At 61.5% G+C, this 22,029-nt stretch carries 24 protein-coding genes; 17 read left to right on the top strand and 7 right to left on the bottom strand.

The window, feature by feature from the left end; genetic code table 11:
- Nucleotides 1–36 precede the first annotated feature (36 nt).
- Entirely contained in the window at nt 37–774 is a 738-nt protein-coding gene (gene priA / locus L1F31_RS11735) for a bifunctional 1-(5-phosphoribosyl)-5-((5-phosphoribosylamino)methylideneamino)imidazole-4-carboxamide isomerase/phosphoribosylanthranilate isomerase PriA (protein WP_265417467.1), read from the top strand.
- A gap of 4 nt (nt 775–778) precedes the next feature.
- Nucleotides 779–1,591, top strand: coding sequence for an SseB family protein (locus L1F31_RS11730; protein WP_265417466.1), 813 nt, complete (start codon nt 779–781; stop codon nt 1,589–1,591).
- Between the two features lie 21 nt (nt 1,592–1,612).
- Here the strand turns inward: L1F31_RS11730 and L1F31_RS11725 are convergent, their stop codons facing one another.
- Nucleotides 1,613–2,638, bottom strand: coding sequence for an NAD(P)H-binding protein (locus L1F31_RS11725; protein ID WP_265417465.1), 1,026 nt, complete (start codon nt 2,636–2,638; stop codon nt 1,613–1,615).
- Between the two features lie 195 nt (nt 2,639–2,833).
- Here L1F31_RS11725 and L1F31_RS11720 point away from each other — a divergent pair, with 195 nt between their 5' ends.
- Nucleotides 2,834–3,499, top strand: coding sequence for a TetR/AcrR family transcriptional regulator (locus L1F31_RS11720; RefSeq protein ID WP_265417464.1), 666 nt, complete (start codon nt 2,834–2,836; stop codon nt 3,497–3,499).
- A gap of 67 nt (nt 3,500–3,566) precedes the next feature.
- Here the strand turns inward: L1F31_RS11720 and L1F31_RS11715 are convergent, their stop codons facing one another.
- Entirely contained in the window at nt 3,567–3,938 is a 372-nt protein-coding gene (locus L1F31_RS11715; RefSeq protein ID WP_265417463.1) for a DUF1844 domain-containing protein, read from the bottom strand.
- 284 nt (nt 3,939–4,222) lie between these two features.
- On the opposite strand from L1F31_RS11715, the gene infC reads away from it, so the two are divergent.
- The 5 genes from infC (at nt 4,223) to L1F31_RS11690 (ending at nt 7,140) form a co-directional block, all read left to right on the top strand.
- On the top strand, nt 4,223–4,873 hold the full coding sequence (infC, locus tag L1F31_RS11710) for a translation initiation factor IF-3 (RefSeq protein ID WP_265417462.1): 651 nt from the start codon (nt 4,223–4,225) through the stop codon (nt 4,871–4,873).
- A 101-nt stretch (nt 4,874–4,974) separates the two neighbouring features.
- Complete coding sequence (rpmI, locus tag L1F31_RS11705) at nt 4,975–5,181, top strand: 50S ribosomal protein L35 (RefSeq protein WP_039206667.1); 207 nt, start codon at nt 4,975–4,977, stop codon at nt 5,179–5,181.
- A 128-nt stretch (nt 5,182–5,309) separates the two neighbouring features.
- Nucleotides 5,310–5,699 carry a 50S ribosomal protein L20 gene (rplT, locus tag L1F31_RS11700; RefSeq protein ID WP_025779787.1) on the top strand — a complete coding sequence of 130 codons (390 nt, stop codon included), beginning with the start codon at nt 5,310–5,312 and terminating at the stop codon, nt 5,697–5,699.
- Nucleotides 5,700–5,876: 177 nt separating this feature from the next.
- Entirely contained in the window at nt 5,877–6,698 is an 822-nt protein-coding gene (locus L1F31_RS11695; RefSeq protein ID WP_265417461.1) for a TrmH family RNA methyltransferase, read from the top strand.
- Between the two features lie 109 nt (nt 6,699–6,807).
- Nucleotides 6,808–7,140, top strand: coding sequence for a hypothetical protein (locus tag L1F31_RS11690; RefSeq protein ID WP_265417460.1), 333 nt, complete (start codon nt 6,808–6,810; stop codon nt 7,138–7,140).
- A gap of 67 nt (nt 7,141–7,207) precedes the next feature.
- Here L1F31_RS11690 and L1F31_RS11685 read toward each other — a convergent pair whose 3' ends face one another.
- Nucleotides 7,208–7,627, bottom strand: a complete 420-nt coding sequence (locus L1F31_RS11685; RefSeq protein ID WP_265417459.1) for a VOC family protein — start codon at nt 7,625–7,627, stop codon at nt 7,208–7,210.
- Nucleotides 7,628–8,436: 809 nt separating this feature from the next.
- Between L1F31_RS11685 and L1F31_RS11680 the strand changes: the two genes are divergently transcribed.
- The 4 genes from L1F31_RS11680 (at nt 8,437) to L1F31_RS11665 (ending at nt 12,103) form a co-directional block, all read left to right on the top strand.
- On the top strand, nt 8,437–9,198 hold the full coding sequence (locus L1F31_RS11680; RefSeq protein ID WP_265417458.1) for a DUF2599 domain-containing protein: 762 nt from the start codon (nt 8,437–8,439) through the stop codon (nt 9,196–9,198).
- A gap of 21 nt (nt 9,199–9,219) precedes the next feature.
- Complete coding sequence (locus L1F31_RS11675; RefSeq protein ID WP_265417457.1) at nt 9,220–9,456, top strand: hypothetical protein; 237 nt, start codon at nt 9,220–9,222, stop codon at nt 9,454–9,456.
- 933 nt (nt 9,457–10,389) lie between these two features.
- Nucleotides 10,390–11,049 (top strand): pentapeptide repeat-containing protein, encoded by a 660-nt coding sequence (locus L1F31_RS11670; RefSeq protein ID WP_265417456.1) that lies wholly within the window; start codon nt 10,390–10,392, stop codon nt 11,047–11,049.
- Nucleotides 11,050–11,200: 151 nt separating this feature from the next.
- Nucleotides 11,201–12,103 (top strand): polysaccharide deacetylase family protein, encoded by a 903-nt coding sequence (locus tag L1F31_RS11665; RefSeq protein ID WP_265417455.1) that lies wholly within the window; start codon nt 11,201–11,203, stop codon nt 12,101–12,103.
- A 69-nt stretch (nt 12,104–12,172) separates the two neighbouring features.
- Here L1F31_RS11665 and L1F31_RS11660 read toward each other — a convergent pair whose 3' ends face one another.
- Genes L1F31_RS11660 through L1F31_RS11645 form a run of 4 tightly spaced genes read right to left on the bottom strand, consistent with a single transcriptional unit; the run spans nt 12,173 to nt 15,905 of the window.
- Entirely contained in the window at nt 12,173–12,679 is a 507-nt protein-coding gene (locus tag L1F31_RS11660; RefSeq protein WP_265417454.1) for a hypothetical protein, read from the bottom strand.
- Between the two features lie 21 nt (nt 12,680–12,700).
- Complete coding sequence (locus tag L1F31_RS11655) at nt 12,701–13,771, bottom strand: DNA polymerase III subunit beta family protein (protein WP_265417453.1); 1,071 nt, start codon at nt 13,769–13,771, stop codon at nt 12,701–12,703.
- Between the two features lie 43 nt (nt 13,772–13,814).
- Nucleotides 13,815–14,228: a hypothetical protein gene (locus L1F31_RS11650; protein WP_265417452.1), complete on the bottom strand. Its 414-nt coding sequence runs from the start codon at nt 14,226–14,228 to the stop codon at nt 13,815–13,817.
- A gap of 45 nt (nt 14,229–14,273) precedes the next feature.
- On the bottom strand, nt 14,274–15,905 hold the full coding sequence (locus L1F31_RS11645) for an acetolactate synthase large subunit (RefSeq protein WP_265417451.1): 1,632 nt from the start codon (nt 15,903–15,905) through the stop codon (nt 14,274–14,276).
- 224 nt (nt 15,906–16,129) lie between these two features.
- Between L1F31_RS11645 and L1F31_RS11640 the strand changes: the two genes are divergently transcribed.
- The 5 genes from L1F31_RS11640 (at nt 16,130) to L1F31_RS11620 (ending at nt 21,906) form a co-directional block, all read left to right on the top strand.
- Entirely contained in the window at nt 16,130–17,173 is a 1,044-nt protein-coding gene (locus tag L1F31_RS11640) for a phenylalanine--tRNA ligase subunit alpha (RefSeq protein WP_265417450.1), read from the top strand.
- 1 nt (nt 17,174) lies between these two features.
- Nucleotides 17,175–19,760: a phenylalanine--tRNA ligase subunit beta gene (gene pheT, locus L1F31_RS11635; RefSeq protein WP_265417449.1), complete on the top strand. Its 2,586-nt coding sequence runs from the start codon at nt 17,175–17,177 to the stop codon at nt 19,758–19,760.
- A gap of 120 nt (nt 19,761–19,880) precedes the next feature.
- Nucleotides 19,881–20,759, top strand: coding sequence for an SDR family NAD(P)-dependent oxidoreductase (locus L1F31_RS11630; protein WP_265417448.1), 879 nt, complete (start codon nt 19,881–19,883; stop codon nt 20,757–20,759).
- A gap of 99 nt (nt 20,760–20,858) precedes the next feature.
- Nucleotides 20,859–21,356, top strand: a complete 498-nt coding sequence (locus tag L1F31_RS11625; protein ID WP_265417447.1) for a hypothetical protein — start codon at nt 20,859–20,861, stop codon at nt 21,354–21,356.
- Nucleotides 21,343–21,906: a hypothetical protein gene (locus L1F31_RS11620; RefSeq protein ID WP_265417446.1), complete on the top strand. Its 564-nt coding sequence runs from the start codon at nt 21,343–21,345 to the stop codon at nt 21,904–21,906. Before L1F31_RS11625 ends, L1F31_RS11620 begins: the two co-directional genes overlap by 14 nt.
- The last annotated feature ends 123 nt before the right edge of the window (nt 21,907–22,029 follow it).

The following is a 22,029-nucleotide window of genomic DNA, read 5'->3' as shown; positions in this document are numbered from 1 at the left end:
GCCCGAAACCCCGGTATCTTTCGCAGAAAGGTCACAATGACAGACACCCCGAACAAGCTCGTCCTCCTTCCCGCAGTCGACGTCGCCGACGGCAAGGCCGTCCGCCTCGTCCAGGGTGAAGCCGGCACCGAAACCGACTACGGCTCACCCATCGACGCGGCTCAGGACTTCGAGAACAGGGGAGCGGAGTGGATCCACCTCGTCGACCTCGACGCCGCCTTCGGTCGCGGTTCGAACTCGGACCTGCTCAACCAGGTCGTCAAGGCCGTCGGCATCAAGGTCGAACTCTCCGGCGGCATCCGTGACACCGAGAGCCTCGAACGCGCGCTCGACACCGGTGCCGAGCGCGTGAACATCGGCACCGCCGCTCTGGAGAACCCGGAGTGGACCGCCGAGATGATCTCCCGCTTCGGCGACCAGGTCGCCATCGGCCTCGACGTGCGCGGCACCACCCTGGCAGCTCGCGGCTGGACGAAGGACGGAGGAGATCTCTACGAAGTCCTCAACACCCTCGAAGCTGCCGGCTGCTCCCGCTACGTCGTCACCGATGTGCGCAAGGACGGCACCCTGCAGGGGCCGAACGTCGAACTGCTCAAGTCCCTGGCTGAGAAGACCGACGCCCCGATCGTCGCCTCCGGAGGTGTCTCGAGCCTCGATGACCTGCGCGCCCTGCGCGAGCTCGTGCCCTTCGGCGTCGACTCCGCGATCGTGGGCAAGGCCCTCTACGCCGGCAAGTTCACCCTGGAAGAAGCCCTCGACGTCGCAGGACGGTGATCCGGTGAGCACGCACTCGCACGGAGACGACCACACCCACGGACCGGCAGACGCTCACGCCGGAACCGGTGGACCCACGGACTCCGCCGGGCAGGCATGGGCCGGTCGGGACCTCAAACCCAACCCGTTCTCCGGCGACTCCGGTCTGGCCGACGCGGCACTCCTCGAGGCGATGAACCAGGTCGCGCAATCGCCCCTGGACCCTGCAGCACACCAGCAGGTGATCGGCGCTCTGTCCGGAGTGCGGCTCTACGCCCCGATCGTGCCGATGGTCGTTGACCAGGAGGTCGGAGACAATGGGCTCATGGCCGACAACTCCTCGGAGATGGCGATGGTCCGCCTCCAGGCCGATGACGGACGCGAGTGCACTCCCGGGTTCTCCGGAATCCCACCGCTGACCGCGTGGCACCCGGACGCCCGACCCGTTCCGATCGAATCCGAGCGGCTCGTGCTCGGCGCGATCGAGGCCGAATCCCAGCTCGTCGTCCTCGACCCGGGCGCCGCGCCGTCGTTCCTGCTGCGCAGGCCCGCGATGTTCGCCTTCGTCCAGTCCCAGCCGTGGACCCCGTCCTGGTCCGACGCCGAGGTGGCCCATCGTCTGCGTGCCATCGCCGAGTCCTTCCCCTGGCTGGCCAAGCTGGGGGTCAGCCCCGGCAGCAGCTCCGTCCACCTCGGAGGACCGGAACTGGGCATCACCCTCGGCGTCGAATCCGAAGTGCCGCAGGAAGAGGTGCGTCGCTTCCAGGAAGTCGTCGCCGCCGATGAGGAACTCGTCGCGAAGATCGACTCTCTGGCCATCCGCATCGTCGAAGCCTGACCGGCACCGCCAGTCGCAGTCTCAGTTTCCGGTCGAGCCTCGCAGGTCCGCCCCTGTGCCCCGGAGACCGGAGTCTGTCTCCAGAGGCTGCAGCAGTGCCTGCGTGCCGAGCATCTGCCTCACGCCGTCGCGCCAATCCGTCGTGCCGACCTCTGCCGCCAATTCTCCGGGAGCGATGACACTCGGCTCGTACCAGATCGGTGCGAGCTGATTCAGCTCATAGAACGACCGCTCGACGACCCCCGCAATTCGAGTTGCCCACCGCGGCACCGAGAACGGACGTCTGCGCGCACGACCGAGTGTGTCCGAAGTGAAGTCCGCGATCTCGGCCAGGGTCGGGTTCGAAGCCGGGGCGATGAACAGCTGATGCGTACCCGCGGGGACGCCATCAAGGTGCTCGACGGCTCGAATCATTGCGGCCGCATGATCGGCGATGACGGTGATGCCGTGAGGGACATCCGTGCGCGCAGGCACCAACGCTCGGCGTCCATGGGAGATCGGCTCGGTGATGCACATGCGCACCACCGACGACCATTTCCCCGCACTCCTGCCGAGCAGGTCACCGGCGATGACGCTCGCGCAGGTCGCCGGATGAGCCGCCCGTGCCTCGAGGAGCCGCTGCCGTATCCGCCCCTTGTCCTCGACCGGAGCGAACGGCGAGTCCTCGGTCAGTGGGACTCCAAGACCCGCGAAAGCGTAGACGGACTCGGGGAAGACGACGGGGATGCCGAGATCGGCAGCGGTGTCGAGGATCGCCGCGTCCAGTCGAGGAAGGATCTGCTCCCACTTGAGACTGTCATACGGGGCGTGGGCGCACGCAAAGATCGCATCGACCCCTGCGGCGGCCTCGGCTAGCTGCGTGCGATCGCTCGCGTCAGCCTTGATGTGCGTAGGTGACTTGATGTGCTGAGGTGATTTGATGTGCTGAGGTGATGGACTCGGGCCGCCGGAGCGCGTGGCGATGCGCACGTCCGCCCCCGATTCCGTGAGTTGAGCGGCGATCTCCGAACCGATCTGCCCATTGCCGATGACGAGTGCCTGCTTCATGACGAATCCTCCCTGTGCCTGCGACAGCTGATGGCTGCAGTCCTGGTGACTGCCAACCCGACCACTGCCTTCCTGATGACCTACCAGCTAAAACGAGAGCAGTGCTCTCTGAAATCAGAGTAGACTTCGGTCGACGGCAATTCAAGAGCAGTGCTCACTATTGTTATCGACGCTCTCGAATCGTAGGGTGGATCCATGACTGAAACTCCACGGCAGCGCGCCCGCATCGAGACCGAAGCGCAGATCACTGCGATCGGCAATCGGATGATCGACGAATCCGGTGTCGACGGACTGTCGCTGCGGGCGATCGCTCGCGAACTCGGCGTCGTCTCAAGTGCGGTGTACCGCTATGTGAAGAGCCGCGATGAACTGCTGACGATCCTCATCCGTGACGCCTTCACGCAGATCGCCGATGCCGTCGATGGGGCCCTGGCTGATCGGCGCTCAGTGGAGACATTGGCGCTGACGATGCTCGCCTGGTCGCGGGGGCATCCGAACCGGTGGGCGCTCATCTACGGCACCCCGATCGCTGACTACGAGGCACCGCGTGCGGAGACCGTGGTGCCGGGAACCCGCATCATGGTCACGCTCGCCGACCTCGTGGCGGAGTCTCAGGCCGGCGCCGAGGTGGCCGGCCGTACCGATGTCAGCACAGTTCATGCGGCCGCGCTGCAACCCCTGCGGGACGGTCTCGACGAGCTCGGCCTCGACTACGGCGACGGCGTCATCATCGAGACGATCACGATCTGGGTTGCAGTCATCGGGCTCATCAACGGTCTGCGGTTCGGTCAGTTCGGGCCGGGCTTCGATGATGTCGAGGACGATCTGATGTCCGGAGTGATCGGCCGCCTCGGCGAATGAGGAGACGACAGCGGCCCCCGATCGATGATCGAGGGCCGCTGATTGAACGGTTGCTGGGGGAGTGGGGTCAGCGGACGGGGCCGGTGAACTTCTCTCCCGGACCTTCGCCGGGAGCGTCGGGGAACTCCGAGGCTTCGCGGAAGGCCAGCTGCAGGCTGCGCAGCCCATCACGCAGCGGACGGGCATGGTGGTCGCCGATCACGGTGGCGGCACCGGTGACGAAACCGGCCAGGGCGGTGATGAGCTTGCGGGCCTCGTCGAGGTCCTTGAGGTCGGAGCCGGCACCATCGGGTCCGTCTTCGGCCAGGCCGCACTTGACTGCGGCAGCGGACATGAGATGGACGGCGCTGGAGGTGATGACCTCGACGGCGGGAACCTCGGCGATGTCGCGGGTGACTTCGGCGACCGCCTCGGCGGGAACGGATTCTTCAGAACTCATGCCATAAGCTTGACATATAAATCAATGTGACGATCACACCAGGGTCCCGATGTGCGAAGAGTCATGAAGCGTAGTACACTGGATGCTGGTGCGAAGCGGAGTCTGACTCCCACCTTGATCACGAAGAGTGATCGGGTCCAAAGATCTGCCCCTCGGATGCTATCCGAATCGGGTACGGATCGAGGTGTATCCACTGAACACGTACGGTTGACCGTACTGCTCGTGTGTGCAGGCTCCCTTGGCATGTGTGTCAACGGGAGCCTTTTTCGTTGTCACGACCACATTTGAGCAAAAGGAGTGAACACATCAGCGAGACGCGCATCAATGACCGGATTCGGGTTCCCGAGGTCCGGTTGGTCGGACCCAATGGTGAACAGGTCGGTATCGTTGCCATTCGCAAGGCACTCGATCTCGCCCGTGAGGCAGATCTCGATCTCGTCGAGGTAGCCCCCCAGGCGAAGCCACCCGTAGCCAAGCTCATGGACTACGGAAAATTCAAATACGAATCTGCTCAGAAGGCCAGAGAAGCCCGGAAGAACCAGGCGAACACTGCGCTGAAGGAGATCCGCTTCCGTCTCAAGATCGACGAACACGATTACGAGACGAAGAAGGGCCACGTCACCCGCTTCCTCGAAGGCGGCGACAAGGTCAAGGTCATGATCATGTTCCGCGGACGTGAGCAGTCCCGCCCCGAAATGGGCATCAAGCTGCTCAACCGCTTGGCCGAAGATGTGTCGGAACTCGGCACCGTCGAATCCTCCCCGCGAGTCGACGGACGCAACATGGTGATGGTCATCGCCCCGCACAAATCAAAGTCTGACGCCAAGGCGGAGGCTCGCAAGGCATCAGCTGGTGCCAAGGGCAAGTCCGCTGAGGTGAAGTCCCGTCGCGATCGGGTGGCTGCAGAGAAGAACTCAGCTCACCCGGACGCGTGAGAAATTAAACAGCGTCGCGTACCAGGCCCGTCCTGGTCTGTGCGTGTGAAGTAGTTGCCGGCGGTCGCCGCCGGCAACGAATTGCAAAGGAGAACGGCACCATGCCGAAGCAGAAGACGAACAGCAGCGCCAAGAAGCGCATGCGCGTGACTGGCAGTGGCAAGATCATGCGTGAAGGCGTGAACAACCAGCACAAGTTCGAGGGCAAGTCCTCGGCTCGTAAGCGCCGCGTGTCCACCGACCAGGAACTCACCGGCGGCGACCGCGCCATGGCCCGCAAGCTTCTGGGCAAGCTCAAGGGCAGGTGAGACCCCTTTCGGGTCAATCCTTCCCGGATCGTCTCCGGGATCTCCCCGGGCAGCCGTTCAACGGCTCCCACAGCTTGAACCAGAGTCCGGCACCGCCGGCAGATACGAACTTTTCAAAGGAGTAACACGTGGCACGTGTGAAGAGAGCGGTCAATGCTCACAAGAAGCGCCGGGTCATCCTCGACCGGGCAAGCGGCTACCGCGGACAGCGTTCGCGCCTGTACCGCAAGGCCAAAGAACAGGTCATCCACTCGCTGGTCTACAGCTACCGTGACCGTCGCAAGCGCAAGGGTGACTTCCGTCGCCTCTGGATCCAGCGCATCAACGCCGGCGCCCGCGCCAACGGTATGACCTACAACCGTTTCATCCAGGGCCTCAAGGCTGCTGGAGTCGAGGTCGACCGTCGCATGCTCGCCGAGCTCGCCGTGAACGACTCGGCCACCTTCGCGCACCTGGTCAAGGTCGCCAAGGATGCTCTTCCTGCAGACGTCAACGCAGCGAAGACCGACGCCGCCTGAGCAGCGTCTCTTTAAGACTTCGGTCACGTTTGTGACTGACCGATCGCCTCGGTGATCGACGACGGCCCCGAACTTCAGGTTCGGGGCCGTCGGTCTTTTCGGCTGGGCGCGTTCCCAGCCTCTGCATCGTCTCCAGTACTGCCTCTTCACCACTGAACGGATCGAGAACACGGTTTCATGAAACTCCCTGACGTCATCTCCTCGCCCCAGTCGAAGCGGATCAAGAACGCCGCGAAGCTGCTCAAACGCCGTGACCGCAAGACCACGGGCCAGTTCCTCGTCGAAGGACCGCAGGCCGTGCGTGAGGCTCTGGCGATCAGCGGTTCCGTCGTCGAACTCTTCATCACCGAGGAGGCTGCGGAGGAGCATCCCGAGTTCATGGCCTCGGCCAAGCACGGGCGCCTCCAGTGCAGCACCGTCACCCCCGAAGTCCTCACCGAGCTTGCGACGACAGTGAACTCTCAGGGCGTCGTGGCCGTGTGCAAGACCCTCGACGTGGAGCTGACTTCGGTGCTCACCAAGGAAGCGCAGCTCGTCGTCGTTCTGTCGCAGGTTCGCGATCCTGGCAATGCCGGCACGATCATCCGCCTAGCCGATGCGGCAGGTGCCGATGCCGTGGTGCTGACGTCGTCGTCGGTCGATGTCTACAACGACAAGGTGGTGCGCTCGACCGCCGGCTCTCTCTTCCATATTCCCGTCGTCACAGGTGTGGGGCTGTCCGAGGTGACCGAGCTTGCACGAGCCCGCGGCCTGCAGGTTCTGGCCGCCGATGCCAACGACGGGGCGCACGACCTCCACCACCCGTGGGACACCGGGCTGGATCTCACCGCACGGACCGCGTGGGTCTTCGGCAACGAAGCGTGGGGGATGAGCACCGGTGATCTGTCGTTGTGTGATTCGTCAGTTGCCGTGCCGATCTACGGTTCGGCCGAGAGTCTCAACCTCGGCACCGCTGCTGGGGTCTGCATCTACGAGAGCGCTCGCAACCAGCGGATGTGAGACTAGCGGGCTGCTTCGGCCTCGGTGGTTTGGGGAAGGTGCTCCCGACTGGCTCGCTGAACGGCGGAGTGTTTCAATTCCGCGGCGATCTGCGCTACTGTGATGGCAAGTGAACTGGTCGTTTAACAGCAATAGTCAAGGCGGTGAGACGAGCGTGGTTGAGTTAGCCGAGGCGCCGAAGTCTCTGACGACGCTGCGGAGCCATCATCTCAATGAAGCGATCGAGTCAGTAGTGTGCTTCTCGGGTGTTGCGTGTATTTTCTGGGTACTCGATTTCGGCACTGTTGCCTCTCCGTCTGTACCGGAAATGCTGGTCACGATCACATTGCCAATTGCTCTGATCAAGGAGTATCTCGTCTATGCGTGGGCAGCGAAAAGACTCGGCTTCGTCGATCTCCCGAAAACGGCGACAGCAGGATTCTCAGCTTCCCGCGGCCGCTAAAACGCGGACGACCTCGCGTTCATGGCGCGCGAAACCTCTCTGCGACCGTCCGCCAGGTACGTAAGAACTACTCCGCCGCAGTTGCGGCCCGTGCCGTCTGCTCATTGGCGACGAGTTCCCAGATGTAGCCGTCGAGGTCGGCAAAGTAGCCCATATACGAACCATCGACCTCCTGGCCGGGGTCGGCTGATCCGCCGGCGGCGACTGCACGGTCGAGCACCTCGTCGATCTCGGCTCGAGTGGCGAACGCACAGGAGATGATGCTTGCTCCGGGAACCGGGTTCTTTGAACCGGGCTGACCCGAGAGTTCGAGGTACTGGCCGTACTCATCTGCGGCGACGAAGAAGATCGAAAGGTTGGGCAGTTCGAAGGCGACGATGCCGTCCTCGACGCCGTCCGTCTCCAGGCCGAGGCCTTCGGCGTAGAAGGCTGTTGTGGACTGCGGATCGGCGACGGGCAATGACAGGATCGTTGTCAGTGGCTTCATGTCTGCAGTCTAGTGGGGGAGCTACAGTCCTGGCGCTACACCATCGTTTACCGACCAAAGCCTGCGCTATTCAGGTGCGTGGACTGGTCAGACACGGGGCTAGTGGGTCTGATCGAGGACCACCTATGAAGATACCCGCTCTGCTACCAAATGCTAATAGAGACCCCCTCGGCCGTGGTGACTGGGAAAACGCACCACACATAGTGTTGCTGTAGTGGGCGTAGTCCGCAGCCGCATTCTTCAGGCTGGAGGTAGACATGCAGGTTCATCTGCAAACGACGTCTCAAATGATCGTGGATACAGACGCAAATCGATCGGAGAACATTTGCACTTCTGTGATATTCATCTTTGGAACACCTGGCTAGAGGAATGTTCCGCCAATTGAACAAGGTGAGATGCCTATACTGGGCGATTGCCTGCGTCCGGTGACAGTGAGCACAATTGCTGTCACGTCGTTGAACCTTCGATTGTGTTGAAATACGAACTGCTTGCCCGGCAGTGCAGAGCAGGATGCCGCCAGGGCGATAAGGGTGATCTGTATCGGCGAGTGAGGGAACCTTGCTACATATCGGCTGAGGACCAAAGGTCAAATTTAGTACTTTTGAGGGATGCGGGAACGTGAAATCGCTTGATAGCTTGTATCTGCCGGTCGGTCCTCAGTCGTTCGACCGCCCAGCTAGTGTCCAATCAGCAGCACCAATCATTCACAGAGAGCAACGATGAGCCGGACAATGTCTCGATCGATCGCGATGGTTTCACTAGCCCTACTACTGGCAAGTGTTTCAACAGCCCAGGTTGCGTCTGGGGCTGTGGCCCAGGAAGTCCCGGAACCAACTCCTATCAACGTCGAAGCAAGTGCGGAGATCAGTAAGGGCTCACTCAATCTTCAGGGGCCGGTTTCGCGTTTCAACGTTTCACTGCCGCCGGGCGGCAGCCACAATCCTCGCCCTGCGGTTGTTGAGAACGGAACAGGGGCCGAATTTGCTTTGAACCGCGTGGATCCGGGCGGTGCCGCCCTGCGTACCGAAGTCGAGGATGGAACTGAAATCGAGGTCGTAGAAGATGACCAAGGTGATCAGTCGATTCAGTTGACTGACGCGAATGGAGAAATCGTCGGCGGCATACTAATTGAAGCTACTCGCTCAAGCAATGGCCAACCCGTTCGTTCCGAACTGGCGGTGGAAGGTAAAACGATAACGCCGAAGTTCTTGGCAGGAAATGATGAGATCAAGGAGCCCGTGTCCGTCGATGTTTATGCTTCAACTGTTTGGTACAACAAGGGCTGGGTTACCAAAAAATCCGGCAAAAAGTATGTCGTGAATCTGGACCCTACTAGGCTTGGAAGGAAGCAAAATGCCCTGAACACGCATAAAACACATGTCAAGCATGCGAAGAAGGTGCTTGGATCTACGAACACTAAGAAGCACTGGAACTACAATATCGAGCAGCAGTTTCTCTGTCACGTTGTAGGAGCGTGGTTCCCGACAGGAGTGTATAATATGGAGTCTTGGCGGCCCACTAAGAAGTGGCAGCAGATCGCGAACCCGTTTGATCGCTGCAACCGGAAGTAATAGGCAAAGGATTCTGTTAAAATGAAACTATTCAAGCCAGCTCTTATTGTTCTTATAACACTGTTCTCTGTCAGCGTGTTGGCGATCATCGGAATTGCACTAATTACCTTTTCCACTGACGGCGGCGGGTTCGCGGGATCTGAGCTTCTGGTAGAAATTGGGTTTGGCTCGATGCTGGCGGCAATCGTTTGTCCGGTTCTTATCGTGCTATTATTTCTTGCGGCGTGGATTAAGCGTCGCTCGGAAATAAACACCTAGCCGGGTGATTATTTTCCCACTTTGTGAACGGCATCCCGCCCTGCTGCATGAGGTAGGGCGGGATTCTCACCGGAAATATACATTCTCGTCTGTATGGACTATGACACGGGGAATGTTGCTTGGCCGCTTGTCCCGGTATGGCTATTTTGCCCTGTCATGGATGATCCGGGGGCAGCCAAGAATCTTGTACGCGGCGATTACTGATAAGGATTTGGCTCACTACTTTTGAGATCTCGTCGTGTAGGGGGTCTCAGCATCGAGGGTGATTGCAGAGATACGACTACTGGGATGGACAGCCGAGGAAGGCTGTAGTGGACTGCGAATACGACGTGTGGCTCGGCCTCGACGTGGGCGATACCACCCGTCACGGGTGCGGACTGGGTCGGAAGACGAGCGGGACTTCGACTACCACCTCGCCCGGAACAGAATCGCGATTAGAGACTCGCTCTCGAGGTCGTCGATCGAGTTCCGCAGAGTTCTCGTCATCGTCAAACAATCGAGTACGGTCGGAGCGTTTCCTGTCGCCGCTGCCTGAAATTGTGGCGCCAATATTGCTTCTTTGCCTTGACAGGCGCCTAGGTTGAGTACTTAGGTCCCTTATCTTCGGGCCTTTAGATTGAAGCCGAGAGCTTTCGTTAAGCCCGCGTCGCGGGCCTTTCTTGCAGGCAGTGATTGCAACGCGTTCCAGCCGGATAGTCATTTGGCCGCGTATACCGGTATTGCACCGGTCTGGATCCACGATTCGAAGCAAGTTCCCGTCGTGGGCTCGGAACTAGACCGTGAAGCACGCGTTGTTACTCTTAGAAGGAGTCGCGTCGGATCATGACTCGTTTTGGAATGCCGATTCTGTACAGAAACGGGTGGGGTGGAAGGACATATTGCGGCGAACCTGAAACCCTTAGCTGCTTCATCCGAAGCCACTAGGGTGGCCACATGGCAATCGATACCCCACGACCACCGAAGATCAGCCTCGGAGAGCTTGCCCAGGGCTACCTCGGCGATATCGGTCCGGAAGAATTCCTCGAGGGAATGAAATTCACCGACCTCAACCTCGCCGAGGTGGACGCCACCCAATCGACGTTTCTTGACTGTCGATGGTCGAACGTCAATCTCGGTGACGCGGACGCTCCGATCAATCTCACCGGAGCAAAGATCTCGGGGACGACGATCAGTGACGGCCGTGCCGATACGTGGACCATGTCGCGGGGCAATCTGCTGCACACCGAAATTGACGGCACCCGGATCGGAGCCGGTGTCGTCTATGACAGTGTGTGGGAGAAGGTGCTGTTCACCAACTGCCGTATCTCGTACCTCAACCTGCGGGGGTCGAAGCTCACTGATGTCGAGTTCCGTGACTGCAAGATCGACGAGATCGATCTCGACCGTGCGAAGGTCAGTCGGGTCGCGTTTCCCGGCAGCAGCGTCGGCGTGTTCCAGTGCGAAGGCGCCATACTCGGCAACGTCGACATTCGGGGACTGCAGCCCCACAAGATCTCCGGGGTGCACTCGCTGCGGGGAGCGACCATCGATGACACCCAGCTCATGCTCTTCGCGGACCTCTTCGCCCGCGAACTCGGTATCAGCGTGGAGTGAGTGTGGGTGACTGATCCGCGGTGAATCACCTATTCACTGCAGGTGAGAAACCCATTGCACAGATCCGCCTTCGGTGAAAGACTCACAGCATCGTGGCATTCGCTCACTGTGAATCTGCGGTCTCGCACTCGATCTGACGGAGGTTGCAACGATGGCCAAAGAGATTTTCGTTTCACTCGGAATCGACATCGACGCGGTGTCAGGCTGGCTCGGATCTTACGGCGGTGAAGACTCTCCCTCGGACATTCAACGGGGCATCTTCGCCGGCGAAATCGGAGTCCCCAGGCTGCTGAAGATGCTCAAGCGCCGCGACCTCAAGGCAAGCTGGTTCATTCCCGGTCATTCGCTCGAGACCTTCCCTGACCAGTGCAAGATGGTGCACGACGACGGACATGAGATCGGCGCACATGGCTACAGCCACGAGAACCCCGTTGCGATGACGAACCGCCAGGAAGACCTCGTCATGGAGAAATCCGTCGAGCTCATCACGAACCTCACGGGCAGCCAGCCTCGCGGCTACGTCGCTCCATGGTGGGAGCTGAGCGCATACACACCAGAGCTGCTGAAGAAGTTCGGGTTCGACTACGATCACAGCCAAAGCCACAAGGACTTCGTGCCTTACTACTCCATCGCCGGCGACGAATGGACGCCGATCGACTATTCGCAGTCGCCGGAAACATGGATGAAGCCGCTCAAACACGGTCAGGAAATCGACCTCGTCGAGATCGCCGCCAACTGGTACGTCGACGACCTGCCGCCGATGCTGTTCGTGAAGAGCAGCCCGAACAGCCACGGCTTCGTCAATCCCCGCGACATCGAGACCCTGTGGCGTGACCAGTTCGATTGGGTCTACCGCGAACTCGACTATGCGATCTTCCCCATCACCATCCACCCGGACGTGTCCGGACGACCGCAGGTGCTGCTCATGCTCGAACGTCTGCTGGACTACATCGGCGGGCACGACGGTGTGAAGATCGTGACCATGGGCGAGATCGCTGATGACTTCCGCGCACGGTACCCGTTCGAGTCACCTGAGCGCCCACCGGCGTACTGATAACACTGGTCAGCAAGCGGCGTCCGTCATCGGTACCTCCGTGTAGTGAGCGCCCGGAGGTCGGTAGTTCTATGAACCACCAGGTGCAGAGCTCCGGCGGGCAGTCTCGCCCCGGTCGATGGCGAGTCGAACCTCTTTGATCGCTGTGCGGATCATTCGTCCGTAGCCGTCGTCGGTCAATGCGGCGCTGCGTTCTTCGGCGTGTGAGATGTGCTCCTGAGCGGCATCGAATGCACTCAGCTGGCGGAGGTTGTCGGCGATATTGAGGTGGAGGCTGGGGTAGAAACCGGCGACCTGCAGAGAGTGGTGGTGCGCCTGCGCGCGTTCATCACTGAGTGAAGCGGCGGCATCGAGAGCACGAATATCCCAGATGAGTGCCTCAGCCGGGTGATCGTAAAGATCTGCGAGATAGTGCGCGAGCGTGCAGCGATGGAAGGGATCGCCGGAGGGACCGGCATCCTGCCAGAGGTCGATCAACTGACGCTGAGCGGTGTCGACGTCTCCTGCTCTCCCGAGTTCGACGGCTCGTCCGATCGTCTCCATCATCGGATCGGGTGTAGCTGGTGTCGAGGTCATGGTGGTCTGTTCCTGTCTGTCTCAGTGGGCGGGTGCCTGGCATGGCATGAGGACAGTGGTGAAGTCTCCGTCATCAGCTGAGCGCAGGACGACTGGCTGGTCCGACGCAGTGACGTCGAAGATGAGATCGTTTCCTAGCGCATGGGTCACCGCCGGATGCAGCGTCGTCAGCTCAAACCACAATGTGAGCTCAGAGCCATCACGTGTACCGTCGAAATCGACGAAGTCATCGGGAGGCACAACCCGTACCCCACTGGAGGTGAGTCGCAGACCGAGCTTTTCCAGCGGCCGTTGTTCCATCGTCCGCAAGAGCTGACTGCGGTCGATCATGCAGCGGTGGACTGCAGTAGGCAGCGACTCAAAGAAGTCGTGAGCATCCGGAAAAGGCTCATCGATCAGCGAGCACAGGCTCACGGTGCCATCTTCGAGCACGATGTGCACGAAGTTGTCTCCAGCCGCGAGATTCACTGTCGAGCTTCTGCGGATCGCCGAAACAGTGTTCCGAAGAGCATCGCCGGACACGGTGCCTGCCCACTTCGTATCCGCAGAGCGACTCGGTACCAAGGTGCGACAGGTGAAGCGGTAGCGATCCGTTGCCGCCAGTATGAGCGCGTCGGGTTCAACGCTGAGGCGAACACCGTTGAGGACGGGGAACCTGGGATCGTCCGTTGTAGTCGCCAGAAGCTGGTCGACGGCTGCGGCGAAGAAGGGCCCGGGAAGAGCGCACAGCGGTGCCGAAGGCTCTGATCGCAGAGACTCAGTGAGGCGTGCGGCTACGTGCTGCAACCGCGCGCCTTCAGCTGAGACCCTGCGCATATGGTCATTCAGGACCCGTAGCGATTCCGCAGAGTCGGATGCAGTTGCGGCCGCGAAGAACCGAGAGACATCGGACAGCGGCATTCCGAGCTCCCGAAGCTCCCGAAGTCGATGTGCTGTGTTTATCTGTTCTTCACTGTAGAAACGATATCCGGTCTGGGCATCGACATGGTCGGGGTGGAGGATGCCGGCATCGTCGTAGAATCGCAGCGCGCTCGCCGTCAGACCCACTGTTCGGGCGAAGGTCCCGATCGGCATCAAGTCAGAATCAGTCACTCGAACATTGTCCGGTCTCAACCGACTTGAAGGTCAACCCCTGTCATTCGTCGTCTAACCCCTCCGGGCTGTCCGGGGGAGTGAAATAGGTTCTGCGCAGGTAGATCATCGCAGCGACACAGATCGCCGCGGCCACGACCGCGGTGACCGCCACGTCGACGAGGTCTGCTCCGCCGACCAACAGCGACGGCAGAACGAACCCGCCCACCAGCGAGCACAGCAATACGACTCCCAGGGGAACGCTGCCGATGAAGCTTCTGACCTCGAGCCTGACACCGCGCGCCCGAAATACAGCCCAGGCCACCATCGCCGAGGCGGCCGCCACCACAAATATCACCCAGAGCAGTGAATCGATCGGTCGATCCCGGAAGGTGGCTTTGGCGATCTCGCCGAGTGATCCCCACGCACAGAGCGTGGAGATCCCCAGCAGAATCGTGAAGATCCGTGACCGCAGCAATCGACCAGCTTTCCGATCAGGCCGGGAGCCACCGAAAACAGCGCCTTACCGCTTCCCCAACTCATCGATGAGCACGCGCTTGTTCTCCGAGTAGTCGATGGGCACGACCACGACGTGCACGCCGCCGGCAGCGAACGCGTTCTCCAAGGCATCACTAATGCCGTCGACAGTCTCGACGCGGGTGCCGGTCGCCCCGTACGATTCGGCGTACTTCACGAAGTCGGGGTTGTTGAACGTCAGCCCGAAGTCAGGCATCCCATCGGCTTCCTGCTTCCACCGGATCATGCCGTAGGCGTCGTCTTCGAGGATGAGCACGACGAGGTCCAGCCCCAGCCGCACCGCGGTCTCCATCTCCTGACTGTTCATCATGAATCCGCCGTCGCCGACGACCGCCATCACCCGACGCTCGGGGTAGGACAGCTTCGCACCGATCGCCGAAGGCAGCCCCGCGCCCATCGTCGCCAGCGCATTGTCGAGCAGCAAGGTGTTCGCCCTGGTGGTGCGGTAATTGCGGGCGAACCAGATCTTGTACATCCCGTTGTCCAAGGCGACGATCCCGTCGACGGGCATGACGTCGCGGACCTCCTGGACGATCCGCTGTGGGATGAACCGATCCTCATCAGCTCCTTCGTGGATCTTGATGAGGATGTCATCACGCATCGGCAGGATCGCCTCGGCGGTGGGCACGGGACCACCGAGCACCTCGGCGAGTCTGTCCAGGGACGGACCCAGGTCACCGATGACCTCGAACTGCGGGAAATACACCTGCTCGACCACCGCTGAACGGTAGCCGACGTGGACGACGGTCGGGCCGTAGTCGCCCATCGTGAACGGCGGCTTCTCCGTCGTGTCGTGGCCGATGGTGACGATGACATCGGCGGCCTCGATCGCGTCGTGGACATAGTCACGGTCGGTCAGCGCCGCCGTGCCGACGTAGAGCTCCGAGGATCCCGACACCGATCCCTTGCCCATCTGCGTGGTGACGTAGGGGATGCGCATCCCGGCGACGAAGGCCGAGAGCGAATCGCTGCAGTCGGAGCGCGACGCATCCGCGCCGAGCATGAGCAGCGGCGCCTTGGCTTCCCGAATGACGTTCGCCGCGTTCGCGATCGCCGTCTCACTGGCCACAGGACGACCGTTCGTATGCGGTTCGATGAGCTCGAACGCCTCAACGGGCAGACCCGCAATATCCTCGGGCAGCTCGAGATGGACAGGTCCGGGACGTTCGGCCTGAGCGACGCGGAAAGCCTCGCGCACCATGGTCGGAATCATCGCCGCCGAGGTGATCTGCCGGCTCGACTTCGTCAGCGGATCCATCGTCGCCACCGTGTTGACCATCTGGAACGCCGCCTGCTCGGCCGTGCGAATGCCCTTCTGACCGGTGATCATGATCACCGGCATCCCGCCGAGGTGGGCGTACGCGGCGCCGGTCGCGAGATTGAGCGCGCCCGGGCCCAGCGTCGTCATGCACACTCCCGGCTTGCCGGTCAGCCGCCCGTAGGTGGCGGCCATGAACGCGGCGGCCTGCTCGTGCCGGGTGAGGACGAATTCGATCGAGGACTGCCGTAGGGAATCGAGGAAGTCGATGTTCTCCTCGCCGGGGATGCCGAAGATGCGTTCGACGCCCTCGTTCTCCAGGGCCCTGACCATGACATCGGATGCGCGTTGAGTGCTCATGCCCCCGACCCTACGCGTTTGACGCCGCGAACCCTATGACCGACCCCACACCACCCGCACCGAGGCGGCCCACCCACCCAGCGGACGTGCGGAACCGCATGGCCACCTCGGCGAGGTGATACTCCCACCCACCCAGCGGACGTGGCCCCAGCCGTTCCGACCGGAGACGATAGACTGAAACCGAAGAGATACGACGTCCCATCGACACGGACAAAAGGACATTGATGACAGACCAACTCGACCCCTTGGACGAGTCGGCCGTGAAGCAGGCCGTCGACGCGGCCCTGCAGGCATTCGCGGACGCGACCACACTCGACGACCTCAAGCAGGCGAAGATCGACCACACCGGTGACAAGGCCCCGTTGGCACTCGCCAACCGGGCCATCGGCTCACTCGACAAGGCCGATAAGGCCGCCGCCGGCAAGATCGTCGGCAAGTCCAGGGGACAGGTCAAGCAGGCCCACGACGCACGCCTGGCCGAGCTCGAAGCCGAACGTGATGCCGCGGTCCTCATCGAAGAGGCCATCGACGTCACCCTGCCCACGGATCGTCGCCGCCTCGGCGCTCGCCATCCGTTGAGCCTCATCCAGGAACAGGCCGCGGACTACTTCGTCGGCCTCGGCTGGGAGATCGCCGAAGGCCCCGAGATCGAATCCGAGTGGCTGAACTTCGACTCGCTCAACTTCGGCCCCGACCATCCTGCGCGCCAGATGCAGGACACCTTCTTCGTCGAGCCCCCGGAGGCCGGCCTCGTCCTGCGCACCCACACCTCGCCGGTGCAGTCACGCTCACTCCTCGAGCGCGGCGTGCCGCTCTATATCGTGTGCCCGGGCAAGACCTTCCGCACCGATGAGCTCGACGCCACGCACACCCCGGTCTTCCACCAGATCGAAGGCATCGCCATCGACAAGGGCCTGACCATGGCGAACCTGCAGGGCACCCTCGACGGCTTCGCCCGCGAGATGTTCGGCCCTGAGTCGAAGACCCGGCTGCGCCCGAGCTTCTTCCCGTTCACCGAACCGAGCGCGGAGATGGACTTCTGGTTCCCCAACAAGGTCGGCGGCCCCGGCTGGATCGAATGGGGCGGCTGCGGCATGGTCCACCCCAATGTGCTGCGCGCCGCCGGCATCGACCCCGACGTCTACCAGGGCTTCGCCTTCGGCATGGGCATCGAGCGCACCCTGATGCTGCGCGAGGGAATCAACGATATGCATGACATGGTCGAAGGCGATGTGCGCTTCTCGGCCCGTTTCGGAATGAAGGCTTGATATGCGCGTCCCACTGAACTGGCTGGCCGACTATGTCGATCTGCCTCATGACACCGACCCCCATGCCCTCGCCGCCGAATTCGCGGCCGTCGGCCTCGAGGAAGAGGACTTCTTCGGTCCTGAGATCACCGGCCCCCTCGTCGTCGGACGCGTGCTCGAACTGGTCAAGGAAGAGCACTCGAACGGCAAGACCATCAACTGGTGCCGCGTCGACGTCGGACCCGAACACAACGAAGCTGCCGACAACCCGAAGGACCCGCAGCCCGGCGAGGAGCGACCCAGCCGCGGCATCATCTGCGGTGCTCATAACTTCGAAGCCGGTGACCTCATCGTCGCCTGCCTGCCCGGAGCAGTCTTGCCCGGTGACTTCGCGATCGCAGCTCGGAAGACCTACGGGCACATCTCCGACGGTATGATCTGCTCGGCCAAGGAGCTCGGCCTCGGCGAGGACCATTCCGGCATCATCGTGCTGAAGGACCTCGGCCTGACCGGTGAGCCCGGCGATGACGCGATCGCCCTGCTCGGCCTCGACCAGGTCACCCTCGACGTCAACGTCACCCCCGACCGCGGCTACCAGCTGTCGATGCGCGGCATCGCCCGTGAATATGCGCAGATGAAGGGCCAGTCCTTCACCGATATCGGATCCGCCGAGGTGGCACCCACCAACGCTGCCACCGACGATGGTTTCCCGGTGTCGATCGAGGATTCGAACCCCATCAACGAGGTGGCCGGCTGTGACCAGTTCACCGCCGTTCAGGTCACCGGTCTGGACCCTCAGGCGAAGACTCCGTTCTGGATGCAGCGTCGCCTGCAGCAGGCGGGAATGCGCCCGATCAGCCTGACCGTCGACGTCACGAACTACGTCATGCTCGAACTCGGGCAGCCGCTGCACGCTTATGACACCGCGCTGCTCGGTGACGAGATCGTCGTCCGTCGTGCCACCGCCGGTGAGAAGTTCACGACCCTCGACGATGTCGAGCGAAAGCTTGACCCCGAGGATCTGCTCATCACCGACCGCGGTGCCGGTGCCAGCGGCAAGGGCGGGAAGATCATCGGCCTGGCCGGAGTCATGGGCGGCGCAGACGTCGAGGTCAACGACCAGACGACCGACATCGTCATCGAGGCCGCACACTTCGACCCGATCTCCATCGCCCGCACCTCGCGTCGTCACAAGCTGTCTTCGGAGGCTTCGCGTCGTTTCGAGCGCGGCGTCGACCCGAAGCTCGGGCCTGTGGCCGCACGTCGCTGCGCGGACCTGCTCGTCGAACTCGGCGGCGGAACGCTCAGCCCGGCGACCACACAGATCGGGCAGGCTCCCGAACCGACCGTGCTCGACCTCAAGGTTGCCCGTGTCGCGTCGTTGGTCGGCATCGATTATTCGGTCGCCGAGGTGACCGCCCTGCTCGAGGGCATCGGTGCGACCGTGTCGGCTAAGGAAGATGAGACCGTGTCCGTGACCGTGCCCAGCTGGCGCACGGACATCACCGACGACGTCGACCTCGTCGAAGAAGTCGCCCGCACCGGCGGCTACGACCGGATTCCATCCGTCCAGCCCGCCGCTCGTGCCGGCAACGGACTGACTACCGCGCAGAAGACGCGTCGGAGGATCTCGAACCTGCTGGCCGCCGACGGGTTCACCGAGGTGCTGTCCTACCCGTTCACGAACGACAAGCGGGATGACCAGCTGCGTCTGGAAGCCGACGATGTGCGGCGCAAGCACGTGCGTCTGGCCAACCCGATGTCCGAAGATCTGCCGCTCATGCGCACGAACCTGCTCTCGACTCTCGTCGAGCTTGTGGTACGCAACCAGGGCCGCGGGGCCAAGGATGTTGCGCTCTTCGAGGCCGGACTCGTGTCCACCTCGGCGGGACTGCCCGAAGGACCAGGACCGCGTCACCTGCCGGGCTACCACCCGAGCGATGACGAGCTCGAGAAGATCTACGCCTCGGTGCCGGCCCAGCCGTACCACTACGCGGGGATCATCTCCGGCAATGCGGAGCTGCCCGGCGTCTGGGGCAAGGGTCGGAAGGCCGAGGCCACCGATGTCATCGACACCGTGCGCAGGATCGCCTCCGTCAACGGACTCGAGGTCACCGTCGAGGCCGACCAGATTGCCCCGTGGCATCCGGGTCGGGCCGCGAAGTTCGTCCTCGCCGACGGGCAGGTCTTCGGCCATGCCGGTGAGCTGCACCCGAAGGTGTGCGAGAACCTCGGCCTGCCGGCCCGGACCGTCGCCTTCGAGATCGACCTCGATGCGCTGTTGGCTCAGGAGGATCTGCGCGCCTGGGACGGTGCGCTGTCGACCTACCCGGTATCGCGTCAGGATGTCGCGCTCATCGTCGATGCCGAACTGCCCACGCAGACTCTGGCCGCGACTCTGCGCGAAGGTGCAGGGGAGGAGCTCGAACTGCTCGAGACCTTCGACCTCTACACCGGCGACCAGCTGCCGGAGGGCAAGAAGTCCCTGGCGTTCCGGTTGACGTTCCGGGCACCGGATCGCACGCTCAAGGCCGATGAAGCCTCGGCCATGCGTGAGGCCGCCACCGCCTTGGCCGCCGAACGTCACGGCGCCGAAGTCCGCAGCTGAGAACAGTGCGTAACAGGGCCCGGTCGGAACGCGAGCGTTTCCGGCCGGGTTCTGCCGTACCCGCACCGCACTCCACTACAATCGACCACCCGAAACCGATCATCGCTGAGGAGCCCTGATATGTCCGAGAAGCTGCCCTACGGAACCACCTTGCCCACCGGCGAGACCGCACCTGAGGCCACCGCAGTCCCGGCGGAGACGATCGCACTCATCACCGGCGGTGCCCGCGGAATCGGACGTCACCTGTCGGAGGCGTTCGCGACGGCCGGGTATCACGTGATCGTCACGGCAACCTCGGCGAGCAGTGCTGAGGACGCGGCCGACGAGATCGGCGAGGCGACTGGGGGAGCGGTCACCGGGGTCGGGTTGCGCACCGACGATATCGCCGCGGTGAAGGCTCTGCGTGAGTCCGTGAACGCGGTCGAGGCCGAGACCGGACGGCGCCTGCAGGTGCTGATCAACAATGCCGGGCGCATCGAGACGACCGAGGGGCCGCTGTGGGACGCGGATCCGGAGAGCATCAAGTCCGTCGTCGACGCGAACGTGCTCGGCGTCGCGCTCATGGTCAATATCTTCGCCCCGGTGCTCATCGGCGCAGCCTCGGCGACGGGCCGTCCCAGCCGGATCATCGACCTCAATTCGGGATCGGGAGCGAAGGGCACACCTGCGTATGCCGTGTACTCGGCGTCGAAGGCGGCGCTGTTCCGCATCGCCGATTCCGTTGTTCACTTCGGCCACGACAAGGGACTGCGGATCTTCGAGATGGCACCCGGTGTCGTCGAGACCGCGATGACGAAGTCAATGCCCGTCCACGACTTCCGACAGGGCGACGACTGGACGAGCCCAGAGCAGGTAATCGGTCTTGCTGTGGCCTTGGCCTCAGGAACGTTGGATGCGTTCACCGGACGATACGTCCGTGCGGGTGCGGACTCGGAAGAGTCGTTGCTCGCCGAGGCAGCTGAGCTCGAGGAGTCGACTCGACGGATGGTGCTCGGCTGAGATGCCTGCATTGGCACGACCCCACACCACTCAAAACTTCTAGGTACCGCAGCTATACTGGACTCGACACGGGCCAAGTGCGAGTTGGGAGGAAGACTGATGAATAACACAGAAGACCGCCCGACAGCTAAGGCTCTACGTTCGAAGGCAGTGGTGGACTCGTGGGATCTTGCTGGCTCCGTAGATCAGCAATCTCTACAACTTGCTCGACTTGTCTCGTTGCAGCGCGATAACGACCAGGTACATAACCTTCTAATTGAAGAGAGAATTCGCTCACGAAGGCGACGAAACCTGTTGTATATTTCCGGTATTGGACTGTCTGTACTTTCTTTAATTGTTGTTTCGGTCGTTGTTGTAACGAGTTTTGGAATCGAATTTGATAGCACGAACAAGTCAAGTTCTGTTATTACGGTCGTGATGGCCTCGCTGAGCCTTGTAGTGTCTATGTTCTCTATTTGGAGCTTCCGGAACGGAATTAAGAAGGATCGTAGAACTGATAAGTTTGCTAAAAATGAAAATCGCATAAAAGTTGTTCATGATAGCAAGGACGGAAAGTTTTATATTCTAGATAATAAGGTCGACGATGGGTTTAGGTGAAGATGCCTATGAAGGTAGTCCGGACCTTGTGGACGAGGGTACTGATGCGAACTTTGATTTTGGTGAAAGCGGGAAAGTCTTTGACGAAGGTTTCGAGCCTGTAGAGATTGATGGTGATGACGCTGCTTTCGTTCAAGTTGCACTCGCTACTAGATCAGAAATAGAGCGTAGCTCTAAGGGAAAACGAAAGTTGACTCCTGAGGTCACTGCTGAAATTCTCTTGATTAATGAAAGCGTTAGGAAAGAACTCTATCGGCTTGCCATCTTAAAATCAGGATCGCACAGAAGAGATCCATATTTAACTATAGAAGACGTCGAGTGGGCGCATAAGAGATTGGTCTCGGGTGGAGGCGCATCTTTGCTGTCAAATGCCACTACGGCTGTAGGCGGTCTGTGCTCGGGTATTGGCGCCCCAATGCTGCTCGCTGCCATAACTGCCGGCTCAGAGACTCCGATCGAACCGGCCCAGATCGGTTGGGGTGCAGGGTTCACCGTAGTAGGATTAATCATTCTTGCGTTGGGCTTTATTGTGGAAGCCTGGCGTTCGTGAGTGGAACCGGATTGTTACGATTTTGCTTTTCGTTGTGTAAACCTTATTTGATTATTGGTTCTCGAGGAGACGGCGCGTCAAAGAATTCAGTGTGAGTTGCGGTGACTACCTGACAGGGGAATA

Source organism: Brevibacterium spongiae (assembly GCF_026168515.1).
In the GTDB taxonomy this organism is placed as follows: domain Bacteria; phylum Actinomycetota; class Actinomycetes; order Actinomycetales; family Brevibacteriaceae; genus Brevibacterium; species Brevibacterium spongiae.
This window is presented reverse-complemented; position numbering and strand designations above follow the sequence as displayed.